9 protein-coding genes and 1 tRNA gene are annotated in these 12893 nt (G+C 56.5%); 6 read left to right on the plus strand and 4 right to left on the minus strand.

The annotated features are described in order from the left end of the window. The first annotated feature begins 226 nt into the window (after positions 1 to 226). Positions 227 to 508: a type II toxin-antitoxin system Phd/YefM family antitoxin gene (locus HEQ17_RS06195; protein WP_296291930.1), complete on the plus strand. Its 282-nt coding sequence runs from the start codon at positions 227 to 229 to the stop codon at positions 506 to 508. Continuing rightward, positions 505 to 828, plus strand: a complete 324-nt coding sequence (locus HEQ17_RS06200; RefSeq protein WP_296291931.1) for a type II toxin-antitoxin system RelE/ParE family toxin — start codon at positions 505 to 507, stop codon at positions 826 to 828. Before HEQ17_RS06195 ends, HEQ17_RS06200 begins: the two co-directional genes overlap by 4 nt. Before the next feature lie 36 nt (positions 829 to 864). On the opposite strand, the gene HEQ17_RS06205 is transcribed toward HEQ17_RS06200, so the two are convergent. Next, a complete protein-coding gene (locus HEQ17_RS06205) occupies positions 865 to 2208 on the minus strand; it encodes a Gfo/Idh/MocA family oxidoreductase (protein WP_296291932.1) in 1344 nt (447 codons plus the stop codon). 239 nt (positions 2209 to 2447) lie between these two features. Here HEQ17_RS06205 and map point away from each other — a divergent pair, with 239 nt between their 5' ends. The 3 genes from map to HEQ17_RS06220 are packed head-to-tail and all read left to right on the plus strand — an operon-like array spanning position 2448 to position 6490. Then, a complete protein-coding gene (map, locus tag HEQ17_RS06210; RefSeq protein WP_296291933.1) occupies positions 2448 to 3263 on the plus strand; it encodes a type I methionyl aminopeptidase in 816 nt (271 codons plus the stop codon). Position 3264: 1 nt separating this feature from the next. Further along, the gene (locus tag HEQ17_RS06215; protein ID WP_296291934.1) at positions 3265 to 5904 is read left to right on the plus strand and encodes a [protein-PII] uridylyltransferase; all 2640 of its coding nucleotides are present in this window, start codon (positions 3265 to 3267) and stop codon (positions 5902 to 5904) included. Positions 5905 to 5920: 16 nt separating this feature from the next. After that, a complete protein-coding gene (locus tag HEQ17_RS06220) occupies positions 5921 to 6490 on the plus strand; it encodes a flavin reductase family protein (RefSeq protein WP_296291935.1) in 570 nt (189 codons plus the stop codon). A gap of 56 nt (positions 6491 to 6546) precedes the next feature. Here HEQ17_RS06220 and HEQ17_RS06225 read toward each other — a convergent pair whose 3' ends face one another. Both HEQ17_RS06225 and HEQ17_RS06230 read right to left on the minus strand, forming a co-directional pair. Beyond that, the gene (locus tag HEQ17_RS06225) at positions 6547 to 8964 is read right to left on the minus strand and encodes a YgiQ family radical SAM protein (protein WP_296291936.1); all 2418 of its coding nucleotides are present in this window, start codon (positions 8962 to 8964) and stop codon (positions 6547 to 6549) included. A 67-nt stretch (positions 8965 to 9031) separates the two neighbouring features. Further along, the gene (locus HEQ17_RS06230) at positions 9032 to 11305 is read right to left on the minus strand and encodes an arginine/lysine/ornithine decarboxylase (protein ID WP_296291937.1); all 2274 of its coding nucleotides are present in this window, start codon (positions 11303 to 11305) and stop codon (positions 9032 to 9034) included. 200 nt (positions 11306 to 11505) lie between these two features. Here HEQ17_RS06230 and HEQ17_RS06235 point away from each other — a divergent pair. Then, positions 11506 to 11596: transfer RNA gene (locus tag HEQ17_RS06235), tRNA-Ser, on the plus strand. A gap of 102 nt (positions 11597 to 11698) precedes the next feature. Here HEQ17_RS06235 and HEQ17_RS06240 read toward each other — a convergent pair. Beyond that, on the minus strand, positions 11699 to 12865 hold the full coding sequence (locus HEQ17_RS06240) for a branched-chain amino acid ABC transporter substrate-binding protein (RefSeq protein ID WP_296291938.1): 1167 nt from the start codon (positions 12863 to 12865) through the stop codon (positions 11699 to 11701). Positions 12866 to 12893: the final 28 nt, after the last annotated feature.

The following is a 12893-nucleotide window of genomic DNA, read 5'->3' on the forward strand; positions in this document are numbered from 1 at the left end:
CCTTGTAAAGAGACAGAAAACCGTCATTCCGGGGCCGCTGTCTGGGGCTGACCGGCAAAGGCGGTATTTTAACGGGGGAAACCCTGACAACACCCCCATGACAACAGCACTTCAAGATGTTTTGCATCCGCCCTGAACGGGCTCAAAAGAGCACAGGTCCATTAAATTGACCTTGCTTTGGTCCGAATTTGGGTATAAATTCAGACCCATACTAAATGGAGCCCACATGCAAGCCACGCAACACATCAAGTCCATTTCTTACTTGAAGAGCCATGCAGCCCAAATTGCAGAATCCCTTGACATGAATGGCACGCCTTTCATCATCACCCAAAACGGCGAAGCCAGCATGGTGGTTGAAGGCATCCAGCAATACCAGGACAAAGAAAACCTCATTGCCATGCTTAAGGTGGTGGCCATGGGCGAAAAGGACAGGTTGGACGGACAAGGTCAAAGTGTGGAAGAAGTTCGCGCTTTGTTGGCACAAAAGCGCACAGAGCACAAACCGTGAGCATTGTCATCCTGCCCGATGCGCGAGAAGACTTGTTGTCGGTGCAAAGCTACATGCTCGATCGTTGGAGCGAACCACTTTGGCTCAAAGCCGAAGATGAAATTTTTCAAAAACTCTCTGAACTGGACAGTGGTTTTTTGTCCGGCACTGTCGTCCAAGCATTTGCTGACGTGGGCATTTTTGACTACAAAACAAGTGTGACATCGCACCATCGGATCTTGCACCGAAAAATCGACGACACGCTTTATGTCTACGCCATCGCAGGGCATCAACAGGATTTTCAAACCCTGTTGATGAGACGTCTGTTGAGCCACCGATAGCGGTCTCTCCAGAATCTCAAGCCCAGCAAATCAAGCTCACCCCAGCACCGAAGTCGCCTCCATCTCGCGCCGGATTTTGTAAGCATGGGTGCTGGTGTCCATCGCCACGTCGTCCCAAGTGAGGCTTTGGCCTTTGGCCACGGGGCGCAGCACTTTCACGCCGTGCGCCAAGCCCAGGGGCACGCCGCCCATGCGTTTGGAGGTGGCCGCTGGCAGCAGCTTGCCCCAGACGGTGTAACCGCCCTCGCCGTCCAGCATGTCGCCGGGCTTCAAGTCGCGCTTGGCGGTGGCCACCACGTCGGCGTTCCAGCCGATGGCCACGCCGGTGGGTTCGTTGCGCAGGGCCACGCTGGCCACGCTGACGCCCACTTCCAGGCCAATCAGGTGCCAGCGTTTGTACAGTGTGAAGTAACGGCCCGAGGGGTCGGTGTGGGCGTTGTACTCTTCAAAACAGTTTTTGATGTAGTCGGTCTCGGCCTCCACCGTGACCCACACCCCCATGCGGATGTCGTAGGGAATTTTTCGGCCATCTGTTTCCAAGCTGGAGATGACTTCCACCATGCCCTTGCGCTCGAGCACGCCGCCTTCCGAGATCGGGCGGGTGACGTAGGGGATGTCTTCCACACTGGCCGGGGGGTAGAGCAAACCATTGCTGGGCACGCCCAAGCCCGTGGCGTTGGACACGGCGGTGCTCTCAATCGAGGGCTTGGAGCCGTCCAGAAAGCTGTTGAACATTTTGGGGTTGAGGCCCCCGCGCTCGGCCTGCTCGGGCGTGAGGCCGTAATAGCCCCACACAGTTTCTGGCGTGGATTCGCAAAAGTGCGGCAGCCATTTGTGGCCCCGGCCCGCCGCCACGACCGGAAAGCCGCAGGTGCGGGCCCAGTCCACCAGATCGCAAATGAGCGCGGGCTGGTCGCCAAAGGCCAATGAATAGACCACGCCTGCTGTTTGCGCACGGGTAGCAAGCAAGGGACCGCAAAAGGCGTCGGCTTCCACCGTAACGTTGACCACATGCTTGCGGTTCGCGAAGGCTTCCAGAATATGGTCCACCGCGTGAAGGGGCGAACCAGTGCACTCGACAACCACGTCCACCGCCGGGTGGCGCACCAGGCTTTGCCAGTCGTCGCCCACGTAGGTGGTGCCGTTTTTCACGGCCTCATCCAGGCTGATGGCGGTCAGGCGCTCAGGGTTCCAGCCCACGCGGGCCAGGTTGGCGCGGGCGCCGTCGGGTGACAGGTCGGCAATGCCCACCAAATGCACACCGGGGGTGCGTGGGATTTGCGCCAGGTACATGGAGCCGAATTTGCCCGCACCAATCAAGCCGATGCGGATGGGGCGGTTTTCGGCCGCGCGTTGCAGGAGTTTGGCGTGCAGGTTCATGCGGCTTCCTTCAACTTTTCGAGGGAAGTCTGCAAGGCGCTGTCGGGCGCGCCGTTTTTAGATGATTGGCTTGAAGTGTCATGTTGGTTTACAGAATAAGCAAATGCCTCAATTCGCAACAAGGGTGTTTACCCGCGACTGCCGCGTCACAACCAAAGTCAAAGGGACTGATTTCATGGCCGAGGGGGTCTTGTCCAGGGAAGGAGATTCAGACACGCAGCGAATGGGATAATCGCAATATGAGTATCACCATCAAAAGCGCCGACGACATCGTCGGCATGCGCGTCGCAGGACGTCTAGCATCTGAAGTTCTGGACTTCATCACCCCTTATGTCAAACCGGGTGTCACCACCAACGAACTGGATCGGCTTTGCCACGACTACATCGTGAATGTGCAAAAAGCCATTCCGGCGCCACTCAATTACGCGCCTGGCGGATACAAGCCCTACCCCAAATCCATCTGCACTTCGGTCAACCACCAAGTTTGCCATGGCATACCCAACGAAAAACCCTTGAAAAAGGGGGATTCGGTCAACATCGACATCACCGTCATCAAAGACGGATGGCATGGTGACACCAGTCGCATGTTCATGGTTGGTGATGGCTCCATCGCTGCAAAGCGCCTGGCCGCCCTCACCTACGAGGCCATGTGGAAAGGCATCGAACAGGTCAGGCACGGCGCTCATTTGGGCGACATCGGTCATGCCATCCAAAAATTTGCCGAAGGACATGGCTTCTCGGTGGTACGGGAGTTTTGCGGGCATGGCATTGGTCGCGTGTTCCACGAAGAACCCCAGGTTCTCCACTATGGCAAACCCGGCACCTTGACACAGTTGATCGCGGGCATGGTCTTCACCATTGAGCCCATGATCAATGCCGGCAAGCGCGACATCAAGGAAATGGGGGATGGCTGGACCATTGTCACCAAAGATCATTCGCTGTCAGCCCAATGGGAACACACGGTTCTGGTCACCGAAACCGGCTACGAGGTACTGACAGTCTCGGCGGGTTCTCCCGCAGTGCCCACTTTTGTGACCGATCAAGCCAGCGCCTGACATGCCAGCCTCACCCTTGCGGGCCGACCTGGCCTCGCTGCGCCAGACCTACCAACAGGACAAAGCCAAGGTGATGTCCTCATTGGCAGACAGTGCATATGCTGCACGAGGCTTGAAACAGAGCTTGCGCCAATTGTCCATTTTGGCCGATGGTTTGCTGATTGAGCTTTGGCAAGATGCCGGTATGTCTTCGGCTCTCAGCTTGGTGGCTGTAGGAGGCTTTGGCCGCGCCGAATTGTTTCCCTGCTCTGATGTGGATGTGCTTGTGCTGCTGCCAGATGGCCAGGCTCCCGAAGAAACACCAGAGCTGCAAGCACAAATTGAATGTTTCATTGGCAGCTGCTGGGACGCTGGCTTGGACCTTGGCTCCAGTGTACGCACGCTGAGCGACTGTCTCGCCGAAGCCAGCAAAGACATCACGATTCAAACTTCTTTGCTGGAGTCACGACGCGTCACCGGAAACACCCGCTTGTTTCTGGACTTTCAAACATTGTTTCAGCAAGCGATGGACCCCCAGGCTTTTTGGGTAGCCAAAACGCTGGAGATGCGCCAGCGCCATACCAAGTTTGAAAACACACCCTATGCCCTGGAACCCAACTGCAAAGAATCCCCTGGTGGTTTGCGTGACCTCCAAGTCATTTTATGGGTCGCACGAGCTGCCGGACAGGGCCAGAGTTGGGATGACCTGGCCCGCAAAGGTCTGGCCACCCCTTTGGAAGCGAGGCAAATCAAACGCAACGAAGCCTTGCTGGGGTTGATCCGTGCCCGCTTGCACTTGAAGGCCAAACGGCGCGAAGACCGATTGGTGTTTGACTTGCAAACCAGTGTGGCTGAGGCCTTTGGGTTCAACTCGGATGTCAGCCCGCAGGGGCGTTTGGCGCTGCGTGCCAGTGAAAAGCTGATGCAACAGTACTATTGGGCGGCCAAGGCAGTGACGCAGCTCAACCAGATCTTGCTGCTCAACATCGAAGACCGGCTCAAGACCGAACGCGGAGAAAGCATTGACCAGTTACGCCCCTTGAACAGAAGCTTTTTTGAAAAAGCAGGTTTGATCGAAGTGGCCAGTGACGACCTTTACCAAAAGCATCCTCACACCATTTTGGAAACCTTTTTGTTGTACCAGACGACCCCTGGACTCAAAGGACTCTCGGCGCGGACTCTGCGCGCACTGTACAACGTGCGCTCAGTCATGAACGCCCGGTTCAGGGCTGACCCGGTGAATCGGCAAACATTCCTCAAAATTTTGCAGCAACCCCAAGGCATCACACACGCTTTGCGCTTGATGAACGAAACTTCTGTATTGGGCCGTTACCTCTGGGTTTTCCGTCGCATTGTTGGACAAATGCAGCACGACCTCTTTCACGCTTACACGGTGGATCAGCATATCCTGATGGTGCTGCGCAATGTGCGCCGGTTTTTCATGGCCGAACATACCCATGAATACCCTTTGTGCTCACAGTTAGCCAGTGGCTGGGACAAGCCCTGGATTTTGTATTTGGCAGCCTTGTTCCATGACATCGCCAAGGGTCGTGGCGGTGATCACTCACAGCTAGGCTGCACTGAAGTTCGCACCTTTTGCAGACAACACAATGTCCCCAAAGATGACGCCAAATTGGCCGAATTTTTGGTCAGCGAACACTTGACCATGAGCCATGTGGCGCAAAAAGAAGACCTGGGAAATCCTGAAGTCATCGCAAGATTTGCGCTGAGGGTGCGCGACGAACGTCACCTGACAGCCCTGTATTTGCTCACAGTCGCCGACATTCGTGGCACCAGCCCCAAAGTCTGGAATGCCTGGAAGGGCAAGTTGCTGGAAGACCTGTACAAAGCCACGCTGCGCGTTCTGGGCGGCAGCGCCCCTGATGCCAACACGGAGGTCCAGGCACGCAAAAGGGAAGCCCTGATTGAATTGGCACGTCAGGCACAACCCCATGAGGGCCACAAGGCTCTTTGGGATACGCTGGATGTGAGTTACTTCATGCGCCATGATGCCTCGGACATCGCTTGGCACGCCCGCCAACTCTCGCGCCATGTCGCTGCGCCCGACTCGTCGCAAGGCTGCACCATTGTGCGGGCACGCCCCTCACCTGTGGGTGAAGGTTTACAGATTTTGGTCTTCACCCCGGACCAACCCGACTTGTTTGCGCGCATCTGTGGTCACTTTGACCAATCGGGCTTCAGCATTCTGGACGCCCGGATTCACACCACCCTCAACGGCTGGGCTTTGGATACCTTTCAGATCGTTACCCCGATGTTGCCAGAGCATTACCGCGAACTGATGACCATGGTGGAGTCAGGCTTGACCCAAGTTCTGGAAAAAAAAGGCCCATTGCTTCCCCCTTCTCGTGGCCGACTGTCCAGACGGGTCAAAAGTTTTCCGATCACCCCTCGTGTCAGTCTCAGTCCGGATGACACGGCTCAAAAATGGCTGCTGAGTATTTCTGCCAGCGACCGCATTGGTTTGCTTTACAGCATTGCCATGGTGCTGGCCAAACACAGGGTGCACCTTCACTTGGCCAAAATCAGCACGCTCGGCGAGCGGGTTGAAGACAATTTCCTCATCAGCGGGCCAGCACTTCAGCACAACCGGGCACAAATCGAAATTGAAACCGAGATATTGCAAGCCCTGCAGCCCTCCTGAATGACCTTCACCGTTCATGAATCCGTCAATCCCCAAGTCTTCTCATCTTTTGACCACTGATCCTTTTGCAGCCGACCGCGATAGCCCGCCAGGACATCCGGAAAACACGGGCGATTACAAAAAAGCCTTGGCTTGTTTTGGTACCGGGGTCACTGTGATCACGACCCATCATGGCTGGCAGGACGTGGGCATGACCTGCAACTCGTTCAGCTCGGTCTCTCTCAATCCGCCTCTTGTGTTGTGGAGCATTCGCAAAGCGGCCAGCAGCCTGATTGCTTTCACCGAATCCCATGGATTCATGGTCAATGTACTGGCACACGACCAACAAGCGTTGGCAGTCCAATTTGCCAGCGGCAACATGACTGACCGTTTTATGGGCGTACCAGCCGAGCGGCACCACAGCGATCGGCTTCGGCTGACAGGCACTGTGGCCTGGTTTGACTGCGATTTACACCAGTTGGTTGACGCAGGCGATCATTTGATCGTGCTGGGCAAGGTTCGCGATTATGACTGGAACAACACGCCTGCTCTGATGTACAGGGCCAGTCAATTTGGCCAATTCAGTCCTTTCCAGTCCCTTGAATGATGCTAGGCCAGTGCTACCCTGAGTCATAACGGGTCAATCAAACAGGTGTGGCTGCATCAACTCTTGCGACGAGGTGGCAAACCGGTGTGTTGGGTGAGCAATTGGCCCTTTCGGGGCTGACCCAGGCGCTTGGGAGCGGTGGACAGTGCCACCGATGATTTTTCGCCAGCACCTGTACTGTTTTTGCGCCGGGCACTTTGGTAGCCGTCTTCGGCCAACGGCTGCCAGTTCGGAATCAAATGGTGTTTGCCGTTGCCAATCAAATCCGACCGGCCCATGGCCTTGAGCGCTTCGCGCAGCAGGGGCCAGTTGTTGGCGTCGTGGTAGCGCAAAAACGCTTTGTGCAGGCGGCGGCGCTTGTCGCCTTTGACCACGTCCACCTTTTCGCTGTCGCGGGTGATTTTGCGCAGCGGGTTGCGGGTGGAGTGGTACATGGCCGTGGCGGTGGCCATGGGGCTGGGATAAAAGGTTTGCACCTGGTCGGCCCGAAAGCCGTTCTTTTTGAGCCAGATGGCCAGGTTCATCATGTCTTCGTCGCTGGTGCCCGGATGGGCGGCGATGAAGTACGGGATGAGGAACTGCTTTTTGCCCACTTCTTCGCTGTACTTGTCGAACATCGACTTGAAGCGGTCGTAGCTGCCGATGCCCGGCTTCATCATCTTGGACAGCGGGCCGCCCTCGGTGTGCTCGGGCGCAATTTTCAGGTAGCCGCCCACATGGTGCTGCACCAGCTCTTTCACGTATTCGGGCGACTGCACGGCCAGGTCGTAGCGCAGGCCAGAGCCGATCAAAATCTTTTTGATGCCCTTCAAGTTGCGCGCCCGGCGGTACATGTTGATCAGCGGGCCGTGGTCGGTGGTCAGGTTCTGGCAGATACCTGGGAATACACAGCTGGGTTTGCGGCAGGCCGATTCGATCTCGGGGCTCTTGCAGCCCAGGCGGTACATGTTGGCGGTGGGGCCGCCCAGGTCAGAGATGACGCCAGTGAAGCCTTTGACCTTGTCGCGGATGTCTTCGACCTCGCGGATGACGGATTCTTCGGAGCGGCTTTGGATAATGCGGCCTTCGTGCTCGGTGATGGAGCAAAAGGTGCAGCCGCCAAAGCAGCCGCGCATGATGTTCACGCTGAAGCGGATCATCTCCCACGCTGGGATCTTGGTCGCGTGGTCGTGGCTGCCGTTTTCGTCGGCATAGCGCGGGTGCGGGCTGCGGGCATAGGGCAGGTCAAACACATGGTCCATCTCTGCGGTGGTGAGCGGGATGGGCGGCGGCGTGATCCACACGTCGCGTGCCAATCGTTTGGAATTGACATCGCCATCAAGGCCTTCGCCATGCGCTTGCACCAGGCAGCGGGCGTTGCCGGGGTTGGTTTCCAGGTGCAGCACGCGGTTGGCGTGGGCGTAGAGCACGGCATCTTGCTTGACCTGCTCGTAGCTCGGCAGACGGATCACGCTTTTGTCGCGGGGCGGGACTTTGTGGGTGCCTTTGCCGCGCAGTGCTGGGTTGGGCACAAAAGTCAGCGGCTGAGTGATGGGCTGAATAGCGGCTTGCACGGTGCGGGCCTGGGCCACGGCGGCGGACAAATCGGCTTCAACACTTTGGACGTTTTGCGCGTTGTGGCCCTCGGCCACTTCTTTGGCTTCTTCTTCGCGGGCGCAAGTGGCACCCTGCTCCCGCGCTTGGTCCGAAATCATCAGATAGGGGTTGATGTGCGCTTCCACATGGCCGGGGGCGTCCACGCTGGTGGAGTCGATTTCAAACCAGCCTTCTGGGGTCTCGCGGCGCACAAAGGCTGTGCCGCGCACGTCGGTGATCTGGGCTACCGGCTCACGGGCTGCCAGGCGGTGGGCGATTTCGACAATCGCCCGCTCAGCGTTGCCGTACAAGAGCAAATCGCATTTGCTGTCCACCACCACCGAGCGGCGGACTTTGTCAGACCAATAGTCGTAGTGCGCGATGCGGCGCAGGCTGCCTTCGATGCCGCCCAGCACGATGGGCACTTCGGGGAAGGCTTCGCGGCAGCGCTGGCTGTAGACGATGGCGGCGCGGTCAGGCCGTTTGCCGCCCAAATCACCCGCGGTGTATGCGTCGTCGGTGCGGATTTTGCGGTCCGCCGTGTAGCGGTTGATCATGGAGTCCATGTTGCCGCTGGTCACGCCCCAAAACAGGTTGGGTTGGCCCAGTTCTTTGAAGGCGTCGGCGCTGGTCCAGTCGGGCTGGGCGATGATGCCGACCCGAAAACCTTGGTTTTCCAACATGCGACCAATCACCGACATGCCAAAGCTGGGGTGGTCCACATAGGCGTCGCCCGTGACGATGATGATGTCGCAGCTGTCCCAGCCCAGTTGGGTCATTTCGGCGCGGCTCATCGGCAAAAACGGGGCCGTGCCAAAGCGCTGCGCCCAGTACTTGCGGTAACTGGTCAGGGGTTTGGCGTCACGCGGGAAGAAAGAGACGTCGGTGAAAGCGTTCATGTACAGGGCACGGGGGAGTGCCCACCAGTGTAAGGTTTTGGTGGTAAGCCTGCGGTCTGGATGGGAATCAGGTCATGACGCAATCGGCAAAGTAGCGCTTCTTGCCGTCATCGTCCTTGATCTCCACCAAGCCATGGATGTCCGTTTCGAATCCGGGACACTTTTCATTGAACTCGCGGGCAAATTTCAAGTAATCCACGATCTTCTTGTTGAAGACTTCGCCCGGAATCAAAAGGGGAATACCAGGGGGATAAGGGGTGACCAAGCCAACGGTGATGCGCCCCTCCAGATGGTCGATTTCTACCCGCTCTGTTTTGCGCTGCGCTATGTGCGCATAAGCATCGGAAGGACGCATCGCCGGAGCAAGGTCAGACAAGTACATATCGGTCGTCAAGCGAGCAATGTCGTACCTAGCGTACATCTCGTGCACATGCTGACACAAATCGCGCAGCCCCATGCGCTCATAACGCGGGTATTTCTGGCAAAACTCAGGCATGATTTTCCACATCGGCTGGTTCTTGGCGTACTCGTCCTTGAACTGCTGCAAAGCAGTCAGCAACGTGTTCCAGCGGCCCTTGGTGATGCCGATGGTGAACATGATGAAGAAGCTGTAAAGGCCCGTCTTCTCGACCACCACACCGTGTTCGGTCAAAAACTTGCTGACGATGGACGCTGGAATGCCGGTTTTGTCGAACTTGCCATCCAGGTCCAGTCCGGGGGTGACGATGGTGGACTTGATCGGGTCGAGCATGTTGAAGCCGTCGGCCAATTGCTGGCCAAAGCCGTGCCACTTGCTGGCTTTTTTGCGAGGGTCATTGCGCAAAATCCATTCGTCAGCACGGCCTATGCCTTCATCAGCCAGCTTTTCCGGCCCCCAAACCTTGAACCACCAGTCGTTGCCATATTCGGCATCCACCTTGCGCATGGCCCGCCGGAAGTCCAGGGCCTCTGCAATGCTTTCTTCGACCAATGCGGTACCACCCGGCGGCTCCATCATGGCGGCAGCCACATCGCAGCTGGCGATGATGCTGTACTGTGGAGACGTGGAGGTATGCATGAGATAGGCCTCGTTGAAAAGAGGCCTGTCAAGTTTGACGTTCTGGGCATCCTGGACCAGCACATGGCTGGCCTGGCTGATCCCGGCCAGCAGTTTGTGGATGGATTGGGTGGCATAGACCATCGATTCCTTGGGTCGCGCGCGCTTTTTGCCCATGGCATGGTAAGGCCCATAAAACGGATGAAAAGCTGCATGGGGCAACCAAGCCTCATCAAAATGCAGGTTTTCGACATACCCATCCAGCATGCTTTTGATGGTTTCGGTGTTGTAGAGGACGCCGTCGTAGGTGGACTGCGTGAGCGTCATCACGCGGGGTTTGACCTTTTTAGGATCCACGCCCTTGAGCAATGGGTTGGCCTTGATCTTGGCCATGATCTCTGCAGGCTCAAACTCACTTTTTGGAATCGGGCCAATGATGCCGAAATGGTTGCGGGTTGGTTTCATGAAGACCGGTACTGCTCCAGTCATGATGATCGCGTGCAGGATCGATTTATGACAATTGCGGTCTACCACCACCACATCGCCAGGCGCTACTGCATGGTGCCAAACAATCTTGTTGGATGTGCTCGTGCCATTGGTTACAAAAAAACAATGGTCGGCATTGAAGATGCGCGCGGCATTACGCTCGCTTTCGCCAATGGCGCCGTTGTGGTCCAACAGTTGCCCCAACTCTTCCACCGCATTGCAAACGTCGGCGCGCAACATGTTCTCGCCATAGAACTGGTGGTACATCTGGCCCACAGGGCTCTTGAGGAAAGCCACTCCTCCAGAGTGTCCGGGACAGTGCCATGAATACGAACCGTCTTCGGCATAGTCAAGCAAGGCTTTGAAGAAAGGTGGTTGTACGCCCTCCAGATAACTCTTGGCTTCACGGATGATGTGACGCGCCACAAATTCCGGGGTGTCCTCGAACATGTGGATGAAACCATGCAACTCCCGCAGGATGTCGTTGGGCAAATGCCGCGATGTTTTGGTTTCGCCATAAATGTAGATAGGCACATCGGCGTTCTTGCGACGAACTTCGTCAATGAAGGCGCGCAAATTGATGACTGCGGGGTCCAAGTCCGGCCCGGGCGAGAACTCTTCATCGTCTATCGAGAGAATGAACGCGCTGGCTCGGCTTTGTTGTTGCGCAAACTGAGACAGATCGCCATAACTGGTCACCCCCAACACTTCAAACCCCTCGGCAATGATCGCATCTGCCAGTGCACGAATGCCCAAGCCCGAAGTGTTCTCGGAGCGGTAATCTTCGTCAATGATGACGATGGGAAAGCGGAATTTCATGGGCAGATCGGGCGTTGAGCCAACAAGAGGAGACAAAGGAATTCGAACAGAGGCGAAGTTTAAGGAAAAAAAAAGCCGTTGAGTGCCACAAATCACAAAATGCTGAAAGAAACCCGATGGCGTCCAGCGGCCTAAGGCGACTCAAGAAATGCGAACACTCTCCCGAGTAGGCATTTTCCACTGCTACAATGCGTGGCTTCGGAGCGGTGGATGAGTGGTTTAAGTCGCACGCCTGGAAAGCGTGTGTGGGTTAATAGCCCACCGCGGGTTCGAATCCCGCCTGCTCCGCCAAACAAAAAAAGCCTGCACACCTGCAGGCTTTTTTTCGTCTGTCATTTCGTGCCCGGTATCACGGGACATGAAACCGCCCCCATGTCCGGGAGCGATGGACCATCAACGTACCACAGCGATTTGTGAACGCTCGCCTCCTTTGTAGGTGTACAAGGTCAAAGCACCATTTTTGATGTCGCCTTTTTCGTCGAACGCGATGTCACCCGTCACGCCCTTGTAGGTGATGCTCTTGAGTGCTGGCAAGTACTTGGCAGGGTCGGCAGAGCCTGCATTGACCATTGCAGTGGCCATGACCTTGACCGCGTCATAGACATAAGGCGCGTAGACCTGGACATCGGCATTGAATTTGGCTTTGAAATCGGCGCGGAACTTGTCCATGCCGACCTTTTGCTCACCTTCCACACCGCCAGCTTCGGCGCACACAACGCTTTCATCACGCATCGCGTCACCCGCCAACTTGGCCAACTCCGAGGAGCAAATGCCATCTCCACCCATGAACTTGGCCTGGATGCCCAAGGACTTCATCTGACGCAACATGGGGCCGGCTACGGCGTCCATACCGCCAAAGAAAACGATGTCAGGCTTTTTGGCCTTGAGTGTGGTCAAAATCGCATTGAAATCAGAGGCCTTGTCGGTGGTGAACTCATGCCCCGCAATGGCACCACCAGCAGCAGTAACGGCCTTCTTGAACTCTTCGGCTACACCCTGACCGTAAGCTGTACGGTCATCAATCACCGCAATGCTTTTCCCTTTGAGGGTTTCGACAGCGTACTTGCCCAAAGTACCCCCGAGGTGCACATCGTCAGCCACCACGCGGAAAGCACCGGCATAACCTTGGCGGGTGTACTTGGGATTGGTCGCCGATGGCGAAATTTGGGGGATGCCCGCGGTGTTGTAAATCTGTGAAGCGGGAATGGTGGTACCTGAGTTGAGGTGACCGATGACACCGTTGACCTTGGCATCAACCAGTTTTTGTGCAGCGGCAGTGCCCTGCTTCGGATCTGCTGCGTCGTCTTCGGCCAGCAACTCGAATTTGAGGGTTTTGTCACCGATCTTCAGGCCCGCAGCATTGAGCTCTTCAATGGCCATGCGGGCGCCATTCTCATTGTCTTTGCCCAAGTGGGCAATCGCACCACTGACCGGCCCCACATGGCCAATCTTCACAACAAGCTCGCTAGAAACCACTTCCTTCTTGCCGCATGCAGCCAAAACAACTGCAGCAACCGCAACAGACACCAAAGTCAAAGAACGTGCACCAGAAAAAGTCATAGAAACTCCGAAAAAAGATTGCTTCAAT

The sequence above is a fragment of the Limnohabitans sp. genome, assembly GCF_023910625.1.
Taxonomy (GTDB): Bacteria; Pseudomonadota; Gammaproteobacteria; order Burkholderiales; family Burkholderiaceae_C; genus Limnohabitans_A.

What these genes read in the sequence shown, in the direction of transcription:
- HEQ17_RS06195 (WP_296291930.1), top strand. Translation starts at nt 227, where the DNA reads ATGCAAGCCACGCAACACATCAAGTCCATTTCTTACTTGAAGAGCCAT.
- HEQ17_RS06205 (WP_296291932.1), bottom strand. Translation starts at nt 2,208, where the DNA reads ATGAACCTGCACGCCAAACTCCTGCAACGCGCGGCCGAAAACCGCCCC.
- map (WP_296291933.1), top strand. Translation starts at nt 2,448, where the DNA reads ATGAGTATCACCATCAAAAGCGCCGACGACATCGTCGGCATGCGCGTC.
- HEQ17_RS06215 (WP_296291934.1), top strand. Translation starts at nt 3,265, where the DNA reads ATGCCAGCCTCACCCTTGCGGGCCGACCTGGCCTCGCTGCGCCAGACC.
- HEQ17_RS06220 (WP_296291935.1), top strand. Translation starts at nt 5,921, where the DNA reads ATGAATCCGTCAATCCCCAAGTCTTCTCATCTTTTGACCACTGATCCT.
- HEQ17_RS06225 (WP_296291936.1), bottom strand. Translation starts at nt 8,964, where the DNA reads ATGAACGCTTTCACCGACGTCTCTTTCTTCCCGCGTGACGCCAAACCC.
- HEQ17_RS06230 (WP_296291937.1), bottom strand. Translation starts at nt 11,305, where the DNA reads ATGAAATTCCGCTTTCCCATCGTCATCATTGACGAAGATTACCGCTCC.
- HEQ17_RS06240 (WP_296291938.1), bottom strand. Translation starts at nt 12,865, where the DNA reads ATGACTTTTTCTGGTGCACGTTCTTTGACTTTGGTGTCTGTTGCGGTT.